This window comes from Amycolatopsis nivea (genome assembly GCF_004522235.1).
GTDB lineage: Bacteria > Actinomycetota > Actinomycetes > Mycobacteriales > Pseudonocardiaceae > Amycolatopsis > Amycolatopsis nivea.
Map to the genome: position 1 here is coordinate 119,776 of NZ_SDLT01000019.1, position 17,653 is coordinate 137,428.

Here is a 17,653-nt window from a genome sequence, read left to right on the forward strand (position 1 = left end):
CGGCCCGATGACCTCCCCGACGGGAACCGTTCGTCTACCCGTGGCCGAAAGCCCGCGACGCGCTCGCCGATTTGCTGCTGGAACTCGCCGCGGCGGTGCGGGACACCGCGGTCCCTGGGCGCAAGACGGATCTGAAGCGCTTGCGGCAGCTGGACCAGCATTGATTGACCCGGCCCGCTGCGGGTACCCGGCCCCGATGACCTCCCGGCGGATCGCAGTGACCGGCGCGACCGGCAACATCGGCACCGCGACAGTGCGCGCCCTGGCAGCCGACCCGGATGTCGAGGCGATCACCGGCCTCGAACGGCGTCCGGCGGGCATTCCGCCGCCCAAGACGGAGTACGTCGGCGTCGACGTGGCGCACGACGACCTGGCACCCGTGCTCCGCGACGCCGACACAGTCGTCCACCTGGCATGGCTCTTCCAGCCGACCCACCGCCCGGACCTCACCTGGGAGACGAACGTCCGCGGCTCGCTCCGGCTGTTCGAGGCCGCCGCGGCAGCCGGGGTGTCGACGCTGGTCGTGGCGTCCTCGGTCGGGGCCTACTCCCCCGCCGCCGACGATCGCCCGGTCAGCGAGGACTACCCGACGCACGGCTGGCCGGGCGCGGCCTATCCGCGCGAAAAGGCGTACGTGGAAAGGCTTCTGGACTCCTTCGAACGCGCCCATCCGGAGATCCGGGTGGTCCGCGTCCGGCCCGGGTTCGTCTTTCAGCGCACCGCGTCGACCGAGCAGCGGCGGTTGTTCGCCGGGCCGTTCGTGCCCGGCAGCCTGCTCCGGCCCGGTCTGGTGCCGATCGTGCCGGACATCCCGGGGCTGCGGTTCCAGGTCGTGCACGCGGACGACCTCGCCGACGCCATCCGGCGCTGTGTGCTGCGGCCGGTGTCGGGTGCGTTCAACATCGCGACCGATCCGGTGGTCGACCCGCGGCTGCTGGCCGGGCTGCTGCGCGCGCGGCGGGTACCGGTCCCGGCCGGGCTGGTCAAGCCCGCGCTCGCGGCGGCTTGGCGGATGCATCTGGTGCCCGCGACGCCCGGCCTCTTCGACACGGTGCTGCGGCTGCCGGTGATGGACACGTCGCGGGCGCGGTCCGAACTGGAATGGCAGCCGGAGTGGTCGGCCGAGGAGACCGTAAGCGAGTTCCTGCACGGGTTACGCCGCGGGCAGGGCGGGGGTACTCCGCCGCTGGCTCCGGACGAGCATCGGGGGCACGAGATCGCAACGGGCGTCGGGCAGCGGCCCTGAGTCGCGGGCGCCCGTACGTGAGGGGAACCCTCACGGAATCTGATTCCGTCAGGGTTCCCCTCACGTACCTCCAGCGTCACGAAGCTGGGTACTGCTGCTTCCCCAGCAACTCAGCCAAATGCACCGCGTTGCGGACCAGCGTCGCGTTCGTCGAGGCGACCGCTTCCGGCGTCTCGTCCAGGTCCTGGTAATCGCCGCCCTTCATCGCCTCCCCGTTCCAGTACGTGCCGCCCTGGGCAGGGATGGTGAAGCCGATGTCGTTGAGCGACTGGAAAAGATCCGCGGTGATCTTGTGCGCCCCGTCCTCGTTGCCGACCACCGCGACGACCCCGACCTTGCCGAACATCCCCGGCCGGCCCTCGTCGTCGGTCTCGGACTGTTCGGCGTTCAGCCGTTCCACCACGCGCTGCGCGATGCTGGACATGTGCCCGACCCAGGTCGGCGTCGAGATCAGCACGATGTCCGCGGCCGCGACCTTGCGCCGGATTTCCGGCCATTCGTCGCCGTCGCCCATGTCCGCCTCGATGCCGGGGCGCATGTCATGGTCGGCCACCCGGACCAGTTCGCCGGTCACTCCCCGTTCCGCGAACAGGTCGAGCAGCTGCCGGGCGATCAGGTCGCTGCTGGAGCGGTCCGGCGAGCGCTTGAGGGTGCAGCCTAGGGCGAGAACACGCATCAGGAACCTCCACTGGGGTGCCGACGCCGATCCGGGCGAACCCGGCCTCGGCGAGCACGTCGGGATCGAGCACATTGCGGGTGTCGACCACGACCGGCCGGTCGGCCGCTTCGGCGAGCCGGGGCCAGTCGAGGTCGCGGAACTCCGGCCATTCGGTGAGAACGGCCAGCGCGGCCGCGTCTTTCGCGACCAGATAGGGATCGTCCACGACGGTCCCTCCGTCCATTTCGGACTGGACAGCCGGGTCGTACGCGGTGACCTCGGCGCCTTGCCGGACCAGTTCGGCCGCGACCGCGACCGCCGGGGAATCGCGCACGTCGCCGGTGCCCGCCTTGAACGCCAGCCCCAGCACGCCGATCCGGACGCCGTCCAGTGAACCGTCCGGACGCCCGGTCGCCGCCGTCCGGATCGCGCGGACCATGCGCGTGCGCTGCCGGGTGTTCACCCGCACCGCGTCGCGAAGCAGCCCGAACTCGACACCTGCCGAATCCGCCGCCCGCAACAGCGCGCTGGCGTCCTTCGGCAGGCACGATCCGCCCCAGCCGGGGCCGGGGGCCAGGAAATGCGGGCCGATCCGCGGGTCGAGGCCCATCACCGCGGCCACGTCACGGACGTCCGCGCCGCACTGTTCGCACAGTTCGGCCAGCGTGTTCGCGTACGACGCCTTCACCGCGAGGAATCCGTTGCTGGCGTACTTGGCCAGCTCGGCGCTCGCGCTGCTCGTCCGCACGACCCTGGCTTCGGTCGGCGCGTACAACTGCGCAACCCGTTCCGCGACAGGCGAATCCGGCGGGTCGGCACCGACGACCACCCGGTCCGGGCACCGGAAGTCGTGCACCACATGGCCTTCGCGCAGGAACTCGGGATTGCTGACCACGGGAAGGTCGGCGCGGCCGAGATACTCCGGGACGAGCTGCGCGGTCCCGACCGGCACGGTCGATTTCGTCACCACGATCGTGCCCGGCGCGAGCACTCGCCCGAGGTCGCCGAGCGCACTGCGGAGCGCACGCAAATCCGGGGTGCCGTCATCGCCAGGCGGGGTCGGCAGGCACAGGAACACCACCGTCGACCCGGCGACCGCGGCGAAATCTCCGGAGAAGACGAGCGTGCCTTCCCTCAGTCCTTCGGCGACCAGCTCGGTCAGCCCCGGTTCGGCGAGGTCGACTTCTCCGGCCCGCAGCCGGGAAACCTTCGTCTCGTCAATGTCCACAGCGGACACTTGATGCCCCATCGCGGCGAAGCAGGCCTCCGTCGTCAGCCCGACGTAGCCCGCGCCGAGGACGCCGATCCGCTCAGCCATGCGACACCCCTTGGCGCAGCACCGACTGAGCGGCCGCCAGCACGCGATCCGTGCTCAGCAGCAGCAATCCGGCGTCCGGTTCGGTGCCGTGCGGGTCGCCGACGTCGCCCACCCACAGCACGACGTGCTGCGGCGCGTCCGGCGGCGGGCCCCAGCACCGCGGCGGCGTCGGGCCGAAGAGCAGGACGGACGGCGTGCCGAAAGCGGTCGCGAGGTGGCCGACGCCGGTGTCCCCGCACACCACCAGCGCCGCTTCCGCCACGAGCGCGGCCAGCTCGGCCAGCCCGGTCGCTCCGGCGAGCACCGCTTCCGGACCCAGTCCGGCTCGGGCGGCGACTTCCTCCGCCAGCTCGCGTTCGGCCGCCGCGCCGGTGAGCACCACGCGGTGCCCGGCCCCGGCCAGGTCGCGCGCCACCTCGGCGAACCTCTCCGGCGGCCAGCGCCGGGCGGGAAACGCCGCGCCCGGGTGCACGACGACCGCCCCCGGCGCGGGACTCGGCCCGGGCGGCGGGGAAATCCGCAGGTCCCGGCGGTCGGCCGGGCATTGGCCGTACTCGATCAGCCGGCACCAGCGGTCGACCTCGTGGATGCCCGGCGTCCAGTCCAGGCCCGGGATCTCCGGGACCGCCGGGTGCCGGTGGGTGAGCAGCGCGTCCGGCAGCACGGCCATCAGGTCGCGGATGCTCTCCGGGCCGTTGCCGTGCAGGTTCACCGCCAGCCGCGGCGGCGGGCCCGGCCAGCGCAGGGCGCCGAGGCCGGGCGTGGGGAGCAGTTCGTCCACGGCGTCGACGAGTGCGACCAGGTCGCGCAGCCATTCCGGCGCGGCCAGCACGAGGCGGTCTTCCGGGTACGCCTGCCGCAGCCCGCGCAGTGCCGGTACCGCGGTGAGCAGGTCGCCGATGCCGAGGGCGCGCAGAGCCAGCACGCTCATGGCCAGGAACCTTCCTCGGAAGCGCACACGACCAGCTCCCGCACCTCCGCGTCCGGCGGCTGGCCGAGGGCGAACACCACCGTCCCGGCGACGTGTCCCGGCCGGTTCAGCTTCGCGTCCGCGGGCGGCCGGTACTGCTCCGTCCGGTCGTCGAAGAAGCGGGTCCACATCCCGCCCGGCACGAGCAGCGTCACGCCGACCCGGCCCGCCAGCTCCGCGGCCAGCGCCCGAGTGAAACCGACGACGCCGAATTTCGAGGCGCAGTAAGCGGTCGCGTCGCTGACTGCCTTGATGCCGAGCGTCGAGGACACGGTGACGATCCGGCCGTGGGACTGCTCCAAATACGGCAGCGCGGCCCGCACCACGGCGACCGTGCCGAGGAGGTTCACGTGCACGACCCGCTCCCAGTCCTTCGCCGGGACCTCGCCGAGCGGACCGCACGCGTCGATCCCCGCGGCGGTCACCACCCCGTCGAGTCCGCCCGCCCGTTCGGCGACCTCGCGCACGGCTTCCTCGGCCGCCGCGGAGTCCGCGAGATCGACCTGCACGTAGTCCACCCCGTCGGCGGGCCGGGCGCGGTCGAGCACCCACGGGGTGCCGCCTTCCGCGCGGACCGCTTCGACCGTCGCGGCACCGAGGCCGGACGCGCCGCCGGTGATCAGGACATTGCCAAGAGAACGCATCAGACTCCCTCGAAGATTCACCGGCCGGCCGCGGCGGCGACCAGCCTCGTCGTCGAATAGCCGGGCAGGGTCGGCACCAGCGCGACCTCGCCGCCGTACCGCTCGACCACCGCCCGTTCGGGCAGCTCCGCCTCGGCGTAATCGCCGCCCTTCACCCACACGTCCGGCCGCAGCCGTTCCAGGATCGCCACCGGGGACGATTCGTCGAAGACCGCCACCGCGTCCACAACGGACAGTGCGGTCAGCAGGCGGGCCCGGTCCTGCGCGGACAGCAGCGGACGGCCCGGGCCTTTCAGCCGGCGCACGGAACTGTCCGAATTCACGCACACCACGAGTGCGTCGCCGAGAGCGCGCGCCTGACGGAGCAGGCTGACGTGCCCGGGGTGCAGGAGATCGAAACAGCCGCCGGTCGCGACGAGCCGCCCGCCACCCGCGCGGACTCGTTCCGCTACCGCAGAGGCATTTCCCGCCGAGAAATCCGGAGCGTCCTCAATGGACATCCGGCCTTCCTCGACGGACAGTGCGCTGGCCCCGCCCGCGGCGACAAACCGAGCTGCCGCCTCGACCGCGACGCGCACTGCCTCCGTAACCGAAGCACCGTCGAGCAATCCGGCCGCCACAGCCGCGGCGAACCGGTCGCCCGCGCCGCAGGTATCCGTCGCGCTGCCGCTGACCTTCGCACCGTCCGGCACCGAAATCCGCCGCACCGACCTGCCGTCGTCCACCAACGCGCCCCGCGAACCGATCGTCACCGCGACCGCGTCGGCGTGCCAGCGTTCCCGCAGCAGACCCGGCAACTCGAGCGCGTCCGGCACCACCGTGGTGGCCTCGCTGGCGTTCGGCGTGACCAGTCGTGTTCCCGGCACCGGCTCGGCACCGCGCGGATGCGGGTCCCACACCACCGGAATTTCGGCCGCCAGTTCGGTCAGCACCTCTCGCAGCCGCGGGTTCCGCGTGATGCCCCGGCCGTAGTCGGCCACCAGGATCGCCCCGGCACTGCGCAACGCGCGCTCCGCCCGATCCGGCAGAACGTCGGCGGACGCGGTTCCTTCGCCGGAATCCAAGCGCACCAACGATTGTCCGGCCGCGCGGATCCGGGTCTTCGACACGGTGCTGCCCTCTAGCGGGACCGGCACCAACGTCACCTCCGGTTCGAGCAGACCGGCGAGCGTGCGGGCGGAACGATCGTCGCCGAGCGCGGTCACGAGGACCACCTCGGCAGCCGACCGGGCCGCCAGCAGCGCGGCGAGACCCGCTCCGCCGGCGCGCAGCCACCGGCTGGTCACGTCGACGACCGGGACCGGCGCGTCCGGGCACAGCCGCTCGGCGACGCCCTCGGCATCGACGTCGAGGAACACGTCGCCGACCACCACCAGCGGCTTCACGCGGGCACCCCGAGCGCGTCGTCCAGGGCTTCGCACAGCGCGTGCACCAACGCCAGATGCAGTTCCTGCACGGTGGCCACGCTCGGCGCGTCGACCGCCACCGCGTCGTCGCACAGCGCGGCGAGCGGATTCGGAGCCGGTCCGGTGAACGCCCAGGTGGTCACACCCAGCTCGTGCGCCGCCTTCGCCGCCGCGACGACGTTTTGGCTGCTGCCGCTGGTCGACAGGCAGACGAGCACGTCGCCGGGCCGTCCGTGTGCGCGGACCTGGCGGGCGAACAGTTCGGCCTCGTCGTAATCGTTGCCGATCGCGGTCAGCGCCGAGGTGTCGGCGTGCAGCGCGATCGCCGACAGCGGACGGCGCTCGCGTCGAAACCGGCCCACCAGCTCGCCGGTCAAGTGCTGGGCTTCGGCGGCGCTCCCGCCGTTGCCGCACGCGAGCAACCGCCCGCCGTTCTCGAAAACACTGGCCAGATATGCGCCCCACTCGGCAATGCGCGGGGTCGCGAAGCGCAATCGTTGCGCGGCCGAACACAAGTCGGCGAAGTGGTCTGCCATGACGGCGTCTCCTCGAAAAGTCAGCGGCTCCGGTGACGCCGGACCAGGAACGGTCCCAACGCCAGAACATCCACCGGAGCCGAACCGAAACACTCCAACGCGTCGCGCGGGGAATCGACCATCGGCCGCCCCGCGGTGTTCAGGCTCGTATTGACGACGACCGGAAGACCGGTCCGGTCCGCGAATCCGGAAAGCATTCGCGCGGTGCGCGGATCGTCGGCCGGGTCGACGGTCTGCACCCGGGCGGTACCGTCCACATGGGTCACCGCGGGCAGCCGTTCGCGCCACGCTTCGGCAACGTCGTGCACGAAAAGCATGTAGGGACTGGGGAACGGGCCGCGCGAGAAGATCTCCTCCGCGCGGTCGGCGAGCACCATCGGGGCGACCGGACGGAACTGCTCGCGGCCCTTCACGTCGTTGAGCCGCTCCAGATTCCCGGCGCGGCCGGGGTGCGCGAGCAGCGACCGGCGCCCGAGCGCACGCGGGCCGAATTCGGCGCGGCCTTGGAACCAGGCCACGATCTGGTCGTCCGCCAATGCCTCCGCCACCGCGTCCGAGACGTCGTCCGGACGTTCGTAATCCAGTTTCGCCTTCTGCAGAATGGCTTCCAGCTCGTCGTCCGTCCATTCGCGACCGAGCGCGGCGCCGGACATCGGTTCGATCCGCTCCCCCGCGTCGGCCGCCAGCTGAAGTGCCGCGCCGAGCGCGGTTCCCGCGTCCCCGGCGGCGGGCTGGATCCAGATCGACTCGAAGGGGCTTTCCGCGTGCAGGCGGGTGTTGGCCACGCAGTTGAGCGCGATGCCACCGGCCAGGGTCAAGGTCCGCTGCCCGGTCCGGTCGTGCAGCCAGCGAGCGAGGTCGAGCAGCACTTCCTCCAGCACCTGCTGGACGCTGGACGCGAGATCCGCGTGCCGACGCGTCAGTTCGTCGCCAGGAGAACAGCGCGGCGCGAGGGCGGACCAGTCGATCAATTCCGTGCGAAATCCCCCGTCCCCGGTTACGTAAACGCACTCGCGGAGATAGTCAAGATGGACCGGTCCACCATAGGACGCCAGTGCCATCACTTTGTATTCGTCGCTCGACCGCGCGAATCCCAAGTGCTCGGTGAGGTCTTCGTAGAACAGGCCGAGCGAATGCGGAAGCTTTTGCGCGGCAAGCTCTTTGAACCGTCCGTCGCGATACTCGCCAGCCAGATATGACGTGCTTTCGCCGCGTCCGTCCGCGACCAAAACCGCCGAATCGCCCGGCGGTCCGGCGAGTGCCGCCGAAGCGGCGTGCGCGACGTGGTGCCGGACGAACCGGACCTTCTTCTGGTCGAGTCCGGGAAGTTCGCTGGCAAGGAATTTCGGGGCGCGGCGGGCGAATTCGGTACGCAGTTCCTCGCCGCTGGGGTCGTGTCCGGCGAGACCGGGTTCGACCAGGTCCGGATCGTAGGAGAACCCGACCGCGTCGAGGTCCGCCGCGGTGAGCCCGGCCCGTTCCAGGCACCAGCGGGCAGCCTGGCCCGGCTGTTCCCACGCCGAGAACGGCACCGCCTGCTTGCCGTGCTTGCGCCGGCTGAACCGCTCCTCCTCGGCCGCCGCGACGATCCGGCCGTCGACGACGAGCGCGGCGGCGGGATCGTGGAACACCGCGTTGATTCCCAGGAAGCGCACCCGTTCACCCCTTCTCCGGCGGGGCGGACCCGGTGGCCCGCCGTCCCGGGAGCACTACCCGGCGAAGTCGGGGATAAACGAATCAGCCGGAAAAGCCCAGGACGTCGCTACTCCGCGAAGCGACGCACCCGGTTACGCGGCGGCGGCTTGCCTCCGGGAGAACCATTCGAAGGTTCGCCGCAACCCTTCCCCCGCAACGACTCGCGGTTCCCAGCCGAGCACCCGGCGCGCGAGCGAAATGTCCGGGCACCGCCGCCGCGGATCGTCCACCGCCGCGTCGACGTGCACGATCCGCGAAGACGACCGGGTGATCGCAAGGACCCGCTCCGCGATCTCCCGTACCGAAAGCTCGTGCGGGTTGCCGATGTTCACCGGTCCGGAATGATCCGACCGCGCCAGCGCGAGCAGCCCGTCGACGGTATCGTCCACAAAGCACAACGACCGCGTCTGCCGTCCGCTGCCTTCGACGGTGAGCGGTTCGCCCGCGAGCGCCTTGGTGATGAACGACGGCACCATCCGCCCGTCGTCCGCGCGCATGCCGGGGCCGTAGGTGTTGAAGATGCGCGCGATCCCCGTGTTCGCGTCGGCAGTGCGCCGCATCGCACTGGTCAGCGCTTCGGCATAACGCTTGGCTTCGTCGTAGACGCTGCGCGGGCCGATCGGATTCACGTTGCCCCAATAGGTTTCGCACTGCGGATGCTCCAGCGGATCGCCGTACACCTCGCTGGTCGACGCGAGAACGAACCGCGCCCCGCGCGCCGCGGCGAGGGCGTTCTCGGTGCCTGCCGAACCCGCGCGCAACGTCTCGAGCGGCAGTCGCAGGTAGTCCCGGGGCGACGCCGGGGAGGCCAGGTGGAACACGACGTCGACGGCCCCGGGAACCGGGATCGGCCTGGTCACGTCGTGCTCCAGCAGCCGGAACCGCGGATGTCGGGCGACCGCGTCGAGCGCGCCGGGACGGGCCGTGGCGAGATTGTCCACCGCGGTCACTCTCGCGCCTTCTTCGAGCAGTTTCGCGCACAGCCGCGCGCCTACGAATCCGGCTCCGCCGGTGACTACCGCGTGGGAGAAAACCATGCCGCGCCGGATACCCGTGCAGCGCCGCGTTAACCCTGGCGACTCACGGGTAACCGCCGGGCATGCGAGTACTCCTGACCGGCTGGGCGAGTTTCCGGCACGGCGAGGCCACCGCGGGAGACGTGCTGAGCTTACGGGCGGTGAGCGACGTCCTGACCCGAGCAGGGGTCGACCACCTGACCGTGTGGAGCCCCGCGTTCCGCCCCGAGGGCCCGCACCTGGCCGACGCCGCGCCGGACGCGTTCACCCACGTCGTCTTCGCCTGCGGCCCGTTGCGCGGCACGCAACTCCAGGACCTCCACCGCCGTTACCCGCGGTGCCGTCGGCTGGCGATCGGCGTGTCCGTGCCCGATCCGGCGGACCCCGCGGTCGCCGGGTTCGACGTGGTCCTCGCCCGCGACGACGGCGACGCCTGCGCCGCCGACCTCTCGCTGGCCGCCCGGCTCGACTCACCGCCGGTGGTCGGCGTGGTGCTCGCACCGGACCAGCCCGAATACGGCGCGGACCGGCGGCACGACGCAGTGCACGCGATCCTCGCCGAATGGCTGCGCGACCTCGACTGCGGCCGCGTCCCGCTCGACACCCGCCTCGCCACTGACAACTGGCGGCACTGCGCGACGCCGGACCAGTTCGTGAGCACAGTGTCCCGATTGGACGTCCTGGTCAGCACCCGGCTGCACGGCCTCGCCCTCGGTTTGAAGGCCGGTGTCCCGGTGCTCGCCGTCGATCCCGTCGCGCACGGCGGCAAAGTGACCGCCCAAGCACACGCGCTGCGCTGGCCCGCCGTCCTGCCCGCGGACGCCACCCGCGCCGACCTCGACGAGTGGTTCGAGTGGTGCTGCTCCGCCGAAGCACGCGCCCGCGCCGCCGCGGAACACCCGTTTCCCGGACCGCTGGCCGAACTCGTCGGCGAGCTCAAGGAAATACCGTGAGCCGGACGACCGTCGTCGTGGCCACCCGCAACCGCGCCGAAGAACTGACGCGCACCCTCGCCCAGCTGTCCACATTGGACCCACCGCCGCCGGTGATCGTCCTGGACAACGGCTCGACGGATCACACGGCTGACGTCGCCGCTTCCTTCGAGCAGGTGCGGGTGATCCGAAGCCCGCACAATCACGGAGCCGCGGCGCGCAACCAGGGCGTCATCGCCGCCCGGACGCCGTATGTCGCCTTCAGCGACGACGACTCCTGGTGGGCTCCCGACGCACTCCTCCGGGCCGAAAAGCTCTTCGCCACCCATCCCCGGCTCGGCCTCCTCACCGGACGCACCTTGGTCGGCCCGGAAGAACGCGAGGACCCCATCACCCCGGCCCTCGCGCACAGCCCGCTGGGAACTCCGGCGGACGCACCCGGCCCGCTCGTGCTCGGGTTCCTGGCCTGCTCCGCGATCGTCCGGCGGTCAGCTTTCCTGCAGGTCGGCGGGTTCAGCCCGATGCTGCATTTCGGCGCGGAGGAACAGTTGCTGTCCTATGACCTCGCCGCGGCCGGTTGGCAGCTCTGCTACGCGGAAGACGTGGTGGCGCACCATCATCCGTCGCCAGCACGCCCGTCTCCGGGCTGGCGACAGCGTGCCGAGGCCCGAAACCAACTGCTCATCGGCTGGCAACGACGACCGGCCCACGTCTGCGCCACCCAACTCCGGCGGTTGCTCGCCCGCGCGCGGCGAGAACCGGGACTGCTCTCCGCACTCGCCGCCGCGGCGCTCCGGCTCCCGCCCGCACTGGCCCGCCGCCGCGTCCTGCCCGCCGCCATCGAACACCAAGCCCGGCTGACGGAAGGATAACCATGAACCGCACGTCCGTCGTCGTGATCACCCACAACCGCCGCGAACAACTGCGCGAAACCCTCCAGCACCTGGTCACGCTGCCGGAGCGGCCACCGATCCTGGTCGTGGACAACGCGTCGACCGACGGCACCGCCGACCTTGTCACTCGCGACTTCCCCGAACTGCGCCTGATCAAGCTCGACCGGAATCTCGGCGCGGTCGGCCGCAACATCGCCGTCCGCGAGGTGACGACGCCGTACGTGGCGTTCTGCGACGACGACACCACCTGGCAGCCCGGCTCGCTCGCCCGCGCCGCCGAGGTGCTGGACGCGCATCCCGGGCTCGGTTCGGTGACCGGGCGCTGCCTGGTCGAACCGGATCTGCGGGAGGACCCGATCACGCCGGAACTGCGGTTTTCGCTGGTGCCCGGCCCGGAGTGGCTGCCCGGCCCGGCGCTGCTCGGGGTGATGGCCGGGCTGACGATGTTCCGGGTGCGCGCCTTCCGCGACGTCGGCGGCTTCTCGCCGCGGCTGTGGCTCGGCGGCGAGGAGGAACTGCTCGCGCTCGACCTCGCCGCGCTCGGCTGGCGGATGTGCTGGCGGGAGGACGTCGTGATCCACCACGCCCCGTCGAAGCTGCGCGATCCGCGCCGGCGGCGGGGGCTGGGGATCCGGAACACCTTGTGGACGTTGCTGTTGCGCCGCCCGTGGCGTTCGGTGTTCCGCCGGGGAGCCGCGGTGCTGGCTTCCGCGCCCCGGGACCGGACGACGGTCGCCGCGGTGGCGGAGTGCCTGCGCGGCCTCCCCTGGGTGCTCCGCGAGCGCGCCGTGGTCCCGGCCGAAGTCGAGCACGGCTTGCGATTGCTGGAAGCGCCACAACGCAACTCAGCCGCGCGCCGATACACCGGTTAACCGTCCGTGAAGGGCTCCTTGAGGGAATCAGGTTCCCTCAAGGAGTCCTTCACGGACAGTGGTCAACGCACGGCGGCCCAGTCGGACTCGCTGACCGGCATGGCTTTTTCGTACGCGCGCACGGTTTCCGCGGCGATCCGGTCCCACGAATACCGCGCCCGGACCCGCTCCTGTCCCGCGGTGCCCAGCGCCTCCAGTTCTGCGGGCTCGTCCAGCAACGCCCGCAACCGAGCCGCCAGCCGGGTCGGGTCGCGCGGCGGCACCAAGCGTCCGGTGATCCCGTCCACCACGGTGTCCGTCAGACCGCCGACCGCGGCGGCCACCACCGGCACCCCGCACGCCATCGCTTCCAGCGGGACGATCCCGAACGGCTCGTACCAAGGCGTGCACAGCACCGCGTCCGCCGAACGCAGCAGGGCTGGCATCTCAGCGCGGCTCACCTGACCTGCCAGCTGCACCCGGTCAGCCACCCCGAGCCGCTCCGCCAGCCGCCGCAGCCGCCGTGCCTCCGGGTCGCGGGCAAGCGCCCCGGACGCCGGTCCGCCCGCGATCACCAGCTCGGTCTCCGGCACCCGCGGCAACGCGGCGATCGCCAGGTCGAACCCCTTGCGCGGCACCAGCCTCCCGACCGAGACCAGCCGCTTCGGCGCGGTCCGCGGCACCACCGGGCCGCCGACCCCGAACCGGTCCAGGTCGACCCCGCACGGCACCACCGAAATCCGCTGCCGCGGAACCCCTTGCCGCGCCAGTTCGAACACCTCGTCCGAGCAGGTCGCGACGATCCGGTCGACCTGTTTGCCGACCATCCGCTCCAGCCGCATCCGGTCCGGCGGGCTCGTGTCGGCGTCGCCCTGGTGCCGCCGCTTCACCACGCCCAGCGCGTGAAACGTCTGCACTGTCGGCACCTTGGCCTCGCGCGCGGCGAGCACCGTGGCCACCCCGGACATCCAGAAGTGCGCGTGTGCCACGTCCGGCGGCTCCTCCGTCCACCGATCGCGCAGCCAGCTGCCGAATTCCCCCATGTGCGGCAAAAGTTCGTCTTTCGGCAACCGGCGCGCCGGACCGGCCGGTACGTGCACCACGCGGTAACCGGCCGGGGTCTCCACCGCGGCGGGCGCGTCCGGGTCGTCGCGTCGCGTGTAGACAGTCACCTCGTGACCGCCGCGCACGAGCGCCGCGGAAAGCCCCGCCACATGGACGTTCTGCCCGCCCGCGTCCGCCTCCCCCAGCGCGGCGAGCGGACTGGCGTGTTCGGACACCATCGAGATCCTCATCAGACTCCTTCCGCAGCGGGGGCGGTTTCGGTGAGCAGGCGGTCCCAGCGCGCCAGGAACGCGTCGAGACCGAAGTGCGCCAGCGCGTGCTCGCGGGCCGCTTTCCCGGCCAGCACGGCGAAATCGGGTTCGTGCACGAGTTCGCGGAACCTCCGCGCGAGCACCTCGATGTCGGCGGAACACACCCCGGCGTCCGGGGGCACCGCCGCCGGGGCTTCGGTGGAGGCGACCGCGACGATCGGCATGCCCAGGTGCATCGCTTCCAGCATCGACAGGCCGAGCGACGTCCAGCGCGCCGTGTGCAGATACACGCGGTGCCGGGCGAGCTCGTCGTGCAGCCGCGGCGGACGCACGTCGCCCTGTCCGCCGGGCAGCCCGTCGGTGCCCATGCCGAACACGTTCACCGGCGCGATTTCGCGGAACGCGGGCAGCAGATCGGCCCCGGTCACCCGGGCGCGGCGGCGCGGTTCGTTGATCATCGCCGCGCCCGCGGGCAGCTCGCCGGTGTAGCGCTCGCCCGGGTCCGGGATGCCGTGCGGGATGACGACCACCGGCGCGATCCCGTTGTCCCACATGAGCGCGTTGTACGAGGTGACGTGCACGATCGGTACCTCGTCCTGACCCGCCATCGGATGCCGGGACACCGCCGCGCCGTGCCGTGGCGCGTTGTGCTCGACGTACACCATCGGCACCCGCGAGCCCAGCTGCGGCCGGACGAACGCGGCTTCCTCCGGCCGCTGGAGCACGACCACGTCCGGCCGGGCGTCCGCGAGCCGGTCGACCGGGACCTCGGTCACCTGCGGCCAGTCCCGCCCCGCCAGGCCCAGCCCCCACGGCGCGCCCTCGGGGCTCGCGGGGACGAAGTACTCGTGCCGCCCGCGGACGAACGCGTCGGTCCACGACCCGTGGACGTGCCAGAGCAAGATCCTCATGCGCCCTGGCTTATCCGCGCGGATTCGACGTTAAACGAGGGATGCGCGGGGTACCCCGGTCAGCTCTCGCCGCGGAAATTGTCGCCCAGCTGGGGATGGCCGCGCTTCGAGCGGCCCTCCTCGTCCTCCAGCGGGCTCTCCGGCTCCGGCCGCCGGGGCACCTTCTCCTCGTCGACCTCGGTGCGGCGCGGGTTCGCCGCCTCTTGTTCCGGTTCCCGGTGACGTTCGTCAGTCATGCCGCCTCCAGCACTGTCTTGAACCAGCCGTCCGTGGTTGCCGCGCCAGGCCTGGCTCGGCGCGTCGCCGGGCACCCACAGGTCACCAGTCCGGGCGGCGCACCGCGGGGAGCCGGTCCAGCGTCGCCGTCACCGCCGCGGCCACCCGCGGTTCGGTCAGCGGAGCGCCGGCCGGGCCGTGCGGGAGCACCTCGACCTCGACCCCGGCCTCGCGGGCCGAGGCGACGTGCGTGCCGTGCGCGGCGAACCAGTCGCGGGACTCGCGGCCGTCGCCCTCCGGGTCCGGCCCGACAAGCAGGACCGACCGCACCGCCTCCGGGTACCGTTCCGCCAGCCGCAACGCGACCGGCACTAGCTGGCCGCCCGCCAGCACATCGGCCAGCGGTTTGGCGCCAGCGGCCTCTCTGAGCAGCACGGAAGCCCGGCCCGGAGGACAGGGCACAATCCGGTGGTCGGGTGCCGCCTGCCCCCAGCCGGGCGGGACCTCGGCCTTCGCGGCTTCGTCCAGGACTACGAGCATCCGTTCAGTCATCAGCGCCTCCTCCCGGTCGCGTACCCGAGGGGACGCGCGCGAAACCCGGGGGTTTGGCCGCCGCCTTCCGGGGTACCCGCGCGGGTCGGGCGAGAGAGGGAGACAGGGTGCGGGACGGAATCGCCGAACCATGGGGCACGCGCACGCCGTACGGTCCGGGCGAGGACTGGCCGGTGCGGGTCGACTGCCACCTCGCCGACGGGCTCGAGCCGGGCGACGTCGACCGCTGGGTCCGCACCGCCGCGGTCCTGCATTCCAACGGCGACGGTCTCGACATCGCGGTGAAGGACGGCCGGATCGCCGGCGTCCGCGGCCGGGCCGACGACCGCGTCAACCACGGCCGGCTCGACCCCAAGGACCTCTTCGGCTGGCAGGCCAACAACGCACCGGACCGGCTGCTTACTCCGCTGGTGCGCGACAACGGGGTGCTCCGCGAATCCACGTGGGACGAAGCGATGGACCGGATCGTCCAGCGCAGCCGCGCACTGCTCGACACCGAAGGCCCCACCTCGCTCGGCTTCTACACCAGCGGACAGCTTTTCGCCGAGGAGTACTACACGCTGGCCGCGATCGCCCGCGGCGCGCTCGGCACGAACCACCTCGATGGCAACACCCGGTTGTGCACCGCGACCGCGGGCGAATCGCTGAAGGAAAGCTTCGGCTGCGATGGCCAGCCGTCCTCCTACACCGACATCGACCACGCCGATGTCATCGCCCTGTTCGGACACAACGTCGCCGCGACGCAACCGGTGCTGTGGTCCCGCATCCTCGACCGGCTCGCCGGTCCGCGACCACCGCGGCTGCTGTGCGTCGACCCGCGGCAGACGCCGGTCGCGGAAGCCGCCGAGCTGCATCTGGCTCCGCTGCCCGGGACGAATGTCGCGCTGATGAACGGAATCCTGCACGAGGTCATCCTGCACGGCTGGTGCGACGAGGCGTGGATCGGCAAGCACACCGTCGGTTACGACGATCTCCTCAAGGTCGTCCGCGACTATCCGCCCGAGCGCGCCGCGTCGATCTGCGGGGTGCCTGCCGATGAAATCCGTTCCGCGGCGAGACTGGTCGGGACGACTGACCGGTTGCTGTGCACTGTGCTGCAAGGGTTTTACCAATCGAACCAGGCGACCGCTGCCGCGGTGCAGGTGAACAACCTGGTGCTGCTGCGCGGAATGCTGGGCAAACCAGGCTGCGGCGTCTTGCAGATGAACGGCCAGCCGAGCGCGGAGAACACCCGCGAATGCGGCGCCAACGGCGATCTCACCGGGTTCCGGAACTGGAACAACGACGCGCACATCGCTCAGCTGGCCGAACTGTGGAACGTGCCGATGGAGCAGATCCCGCACGACGGCCCGCCGACCCACCTGATGAAGATGCTCGACCTCGCCGAGAGCGGCGACCTGCGGTTCTGGTGGATCTCCGCGACCAACCCCGCAGTGTCGCTGCCCGAACTCGCGCGGGTCCGGAAGATCCTGGGCCAGGACAGCCTTTTCCTCGTCGTGCAGGACGCGTTCCGCACGGAAACCACGGAATTCGCCGACGTGGTGCTGCCCGCGGCGATATGGGGCGAGAAAACCGGGACCTTCACGAACGCCGACCGCACCGTGCATCTGTCCGAAAAAGCAGTCAACCCGCCCGGACAAGCACGCCCAGACCTCGACGTCTTCCTCGACTACGCCCGCCGGATGAACCTGCGCGACCGCGACGGCGCGGTCTTCCCGCCCTGGCACGACTCGGAATCTGCCTACGCGGCTTGGCAAAAGGCGTCCGCCGGGCGACCCTGTGACTACAGTGGACTGTCCTACGAGAAGCTCCGCTTGGTCAGCGGCGTCCAGTGGCCGGTCGACGAAGCCCATCCGGACGGCACCGAACGCCTTTACGCGGACGGCAAATTCTTCGCCGATCCCGACTACTGCGAGGAATACGGCAAAGACCTGCACACCGGCGAGCCGATCAGCCCGGAGGAATACCGGGAGTACAACCCGGACGGCAAAGCCATGCTCAAGCCCGCCGAGTACCTGGTACCGGAGGAACCGCCGAGCACCGACTACCCGTTCGCGCTGATCACCGGGCGGACGCTGTACCACTTCCACACGCGCACGAAGACCGGCCGCGCACCGCAACTGGAGACCGCCGCCCCGGAAGTCTGGGCCGAACTGTCCCGCCAGGACGCCGAACGCGCCGGAATCACCGAGGGCGACCTGCTCGAGATCCGCACCCCGCGCGGCCGCGTCCGTGCCAAAGCGCGCCCGTGCGGGATCCGCGGCGGAGTGCTGTTCCTGCCCTTCCACTACGGCTACTGGGACACCGCCGACCCGACCGGCGCGGACGGCGTCCGTGCGGCCAACGAACTGACCATCACGGCGTGGGATCCGGTGTCGAAGCAGCCGCTGTTCAAGACAGCCGCCGCGGCGCTGCGCAAGATCTCCGACGAGACCCCGAGGGAAACCATCGCGCTCGGCAACCGGGCGGTGTCCGAACAGCTCGTCGACTAGC

Annotated in this window: 17 protein-coding genes; 5 read left to right on the forward strand and 12 right to left on the reverse strand. The window is 71.5% G+C overall.

Annotated features, from left to right (window positions below; all coding sequences use genetic code 11):
• Positions 1–196: 196 nt before the first annotated feature.
• Positions 197–1,246 carry an NAD-dependent epimerase/dehydratase family protein gene (locus tag EIZ44_RS22680; RefSeq protein ID WP_134731060.1) on the forward strand — a complete coding sequence of 350 codons (1,050 nt, stop codon included), beginning with the start codon at positions 197–199 and terminating at the stop codon, positions 1,244–1,246.
• Positions 1,247–1,322: 76 nt separating this feature from the next.
• Here the strand turns inward: EIZ44_RS22680 and EIZ44_RS22685 are convergent, their stop codons facing one another.
• The 8 genes from EIZ44_RS22685 to EIZ44_RS22720 all read right to left on the reverse strand — a co-directional run bounded on the left by EIZ44_RS22685 (position 1,323) and on the right by EIZ44_RS22720 (position 9,510).
• Positions 1,323–1,862 (reverse strand): flavodoxin family protein, encoded by a 540-nt coding sequence (locus EIZ44_RS22685; protein WP_240691381.1) that lies wholly within the window; start codon positions 1,860–1,862, stop codon positions 1,323–1,325.
• A complete protein-coding gene (locus EIZ44_RS22690) occupies positions 1,786–3,222 on the reverse strand; it encodes a UDP-glucose dehydrogenase family protein (protein ID WP_134731064.1) in 1,437 nt (478 codons plus the stop codon). Before EIZ44_RS22690 ends, EIZ44_RS22685 begins: the two co-directional genes overlap by 77 nt.
• Positions 3,215–4,153, reverse strand: a complete 939-nt coding sequence (locus tag EIZ44_RS22695) for a glycosyltransferase family 9 protein (RefSeq protein ID WP_134731066.1) — start codon at positions 4,151–4,153, stop codon at positions 3,215–3,217. The genes EIZ44_RS22690 and EIZ44_RS22695 overlap by 8 nt, the downstream gene beginning before the upstream one ends.
• Complete coding sequence (locus tag EIZ44_RS22700; protein ID WP_134731068.1) at positions 4,150–4,836, reverse strand: SDR family oxidoreductase; 687 nt, start codon at positions 4,834–4,836, stop codon at positions 4,150–4,152. Before EIZ44_RS22700 ends, EIZ44_RS22695 begins: the two co-directional genes overlap by 4 nt.
• A 17-nt stretch (positions 4,837–4,853) precedes the next feature.
• Positions 4,854–6,221, reverse strand: coding sequence for a PfkB family carbohydrate kinase (locus EIZ44_RS22705; RefSeq protein WP_134731070.1), 1,368 nt, complete (start codon positions 6,219–6,221; stop codon positions 4,854–4,856).
• On the reverse strand, positions 6,218–6,778 hold the full coding sequence (locus EIZ44_RS22710; protein WP_134662331.1) for a D-sedoheptulose-7-phosphate isomerase: 561 nt from the start codon (positions 6,776–6,778) through the stop codon (positions 6,218–6,220). The genes EIZ44_RS22705 and EIZ44_RS22710 overlap by 4 nt, the downstream gene beginning before the upstream one ends.
• Before the next feature lie 20 nt (positions 6,779–6,798).
• Positions 6,799–8,433 carry a carbamoyltransferase family protein gene (locus EIZ44_RS22715; RefSeq protein WP_134731072.1) on the reverse strand — a complete coding sequence of 545 codons (1,635 nt, stop codon included), beginning with the start codon at positions 8,431–8,433 and terminating at the stop codon, positions 6,799–6,801.
• A gap of 132 nt (positions 8,434–8,565) precedes the next feature.
• Positions 8,566–9,510, reverse strand: coding sequence for an NAD-dependent epimerase/dehydratase family protein (locus tag EIZ44_RS22720; RefSeq protein WP_134731074.1), 945 nt, complete (start codon positions 9,508–9,510; stop codon positions 8,566–8,568).
• Positions 9,511–9,572: 62 nt separating this feature from the next.
• On the opposite strand from EIZ44_RS22720, the gene EIZ44_RS22725 reads away from it, so the two are divergent.
• From EIZ44_RS22725 to EIZ44_RS22735, 3 genes are read left to right on the forward strand one after another with little or no spacing between them, the layout of a single operon-like run.
• Positions 9,573–10,442, forward strand: coding sequence for a polysaccharide pyruvyl transferase family protein (locus EIZ44_RS22725; protein ID WP_134731076.1), 870 nt, complete (start codon positions 9,573–9,575; stop codon positions 10,440–10,442).
• A complete protein-coding gene (locus tag EIZ44_RS22730; protein ID WP_134731078.1) occupies positions 10,439–11,293 on the forward strand; it encodes a glycosyltransferase family 2 protein in 855 nt (284 codons plus the stop codon). The genes EIZ44_RS22725 and EIZ44_RS22730 overlap by 4 nt, the downstream gene beginning before the upstream one ends.
• Before the next feature lie 2 nt (positions 11,294–11,295).
• Positions 11,296–12,186, forward strand: a complete 891-nt coding sequence (locus tag EIZ44_RS22735; protein ID WP_134731080.1) for a glycosyltransferase family 2 protein — start codon at positions 11,296–11,298, stop codon at positions 12,184–12,186.
• 62 nt (positions 12,187–12,248) lie between these two features.
• Here EIZ44_RS22735 and EIZ44_RS22740 read toward each other — a convergent pair whose 3' ends face one another.
• From EIZ44_RS22740 to EIZ44_RS22750, 4 genes are all read right to left on the reverse strand, one after another.
• Entirely contained in the window at positions 12,249–13,460 is a 1,212-nt protein-coding gene (locus EIZ44_RS22740; protein ID WP_134731082.1) for a glycosyltransferase, read from the reverse strand.
• A complete protein-coding gene (locus EIZ44_RS22745) occupies positions 13,460–14,392 on the reverse strand; it encodes a glycosyltransferase (RefSeq protein WP_134731084.1) in 933 nt (310 codons plus the stop codon). Before EIZ44_RS22745 ends, EIZ44_RS22740 begins: the two co-directional genes overlap by 1 nt.
• Positions 14,393–14,451: 59 nt before the next feature.
• Positions 14,452–14,628 carry a hypothetical protein gene (locus tag EIZ44_RS44820; RefSeq protein ID WP_167754245.1) on the reverse strand — a complete coding sequence of 59 codons (177 nt, stop codon included), beginning with the start codon at positions 14,626–14,628 and terminating at the stop codon, positions 14,452–14,454.
• An 82-nt stretch (positions 14,629–14,710) separates the two neighbouring features.
• Positions 14,711–15,160, reverse strand: a complete 450-nt coding sequence (locus EIZ44_RS22750) for a hypothetical protein (protein WP_134731086.1) — start codon at positions 15,158–15,160, stop codon at positions 14,711–14,713.
• A 107-nt stretch (positions 15,161–15,267) separates the two neighbouring features.
• Here EIZ44_RS22750 and EIZ44_RS22755 point away from each other — a divergent pair, with 107 nt between their 5' ends.
• Complete coding sequence (locus EIZ44_RS22755; protein ID WP_134731087.1) at positions 15,268–17,652, forward strand: molybdopterin oxidoreductase family protein; 2,385 nt, start codon at positions 15,268–15,270, stop codon at positions 17,650–17,652.
• The last annotated feature ends 1 nt before the right edge of the window (position 17,653 follow it).

Bases quoted from the DNA above. Each gene is read 5' to 3' on its own strand.
- EIZ44_RS22725 (WP_134731076.1), top strand. From the start codon at position 9,573: ATGCGAGTACTCCTGACCGGCTGGGCGAGTTTCCGGCACGGCGAGGCC.
- EIZ44_RS22710 (WP_134662331.1), bottom strand. From the start codon at position 6,778: ATGGCAGACCACTTCGCCGACTTGTGTTCGGCCGCGCAACGATTGCGC.
- EIZ44_RS22745 (WP_134731084.1), bottom strand. From the start codon at position 14,392: ATGAGGATCTTGCTCTGGCACGTCCACGGGTCGTGGACCGACGCGTTC.
- EIZ44_RS22690 (WP_134731064.1), bottom strand. From the start codon at position 3,222: ATGGCTGAGCGGATCGGCGTCCTCGGCGCGGGCTACGTCGGGCTGACG.
- EIZ44_RS22700 (WP_134731068.1), bottom strand. From the start codon at position 4,836: ATGCGTTCTCTTGGCAATGTCCTGATCACCGGCGGCGCGTCCGGCCTC.
- EIZ44_RS22720 (WP_134731074.1), bottom strand. From the start codon at position 9,510: ATGGTTTTCTCCCACGCGGTAGTCACCGGCGGAGCCGGATTCGTAGGC.
- EIZ44_RS22735 (WP_134731080.1), top strand. From the start codon at position 11,296: ATGAACCGCACGTCCGTCGTCGTGATCACCCACAACCGCCGCGAACAA.
- EIZ44_RS22680 (WP_134731060.1), top strand. From the start codon at position 197: ATGACCTCCCGGCGGATCGCAGTGACCGGCGCGACCGGCAACATCGGC.
- EIZ44_RS44820 (WP_167754245.1), bottom strand. From the start codon at position 14,628: ATGACTGACGAACGTCACCGGGAACCGGAACAAGAGGCGGCGAACCCG.
- EIZ44_RS22740 (WP_134731082.1), bottom strand. From the start codon at position 13,460: ATGAGGATCTCGATGGTGTCCGAACACGCCAGTCCGCTCGCCGCGCTG.
- EIZ44_RS22750 (WP_134731086.1), bottom strand. From the start codon at position 15,160: ATGACTGAACGGATGCTCGTAGTCCTGGACGAAGCCGCGAAGGCCGAG.
- EIZ44_RS22695 (WP_134731066.1), bottom strand. From the start codon at position 4,153: ATGAGCGTGCTGGCTCTGCGCGCCCTCGGCATCGGCGACCTGCTCACC.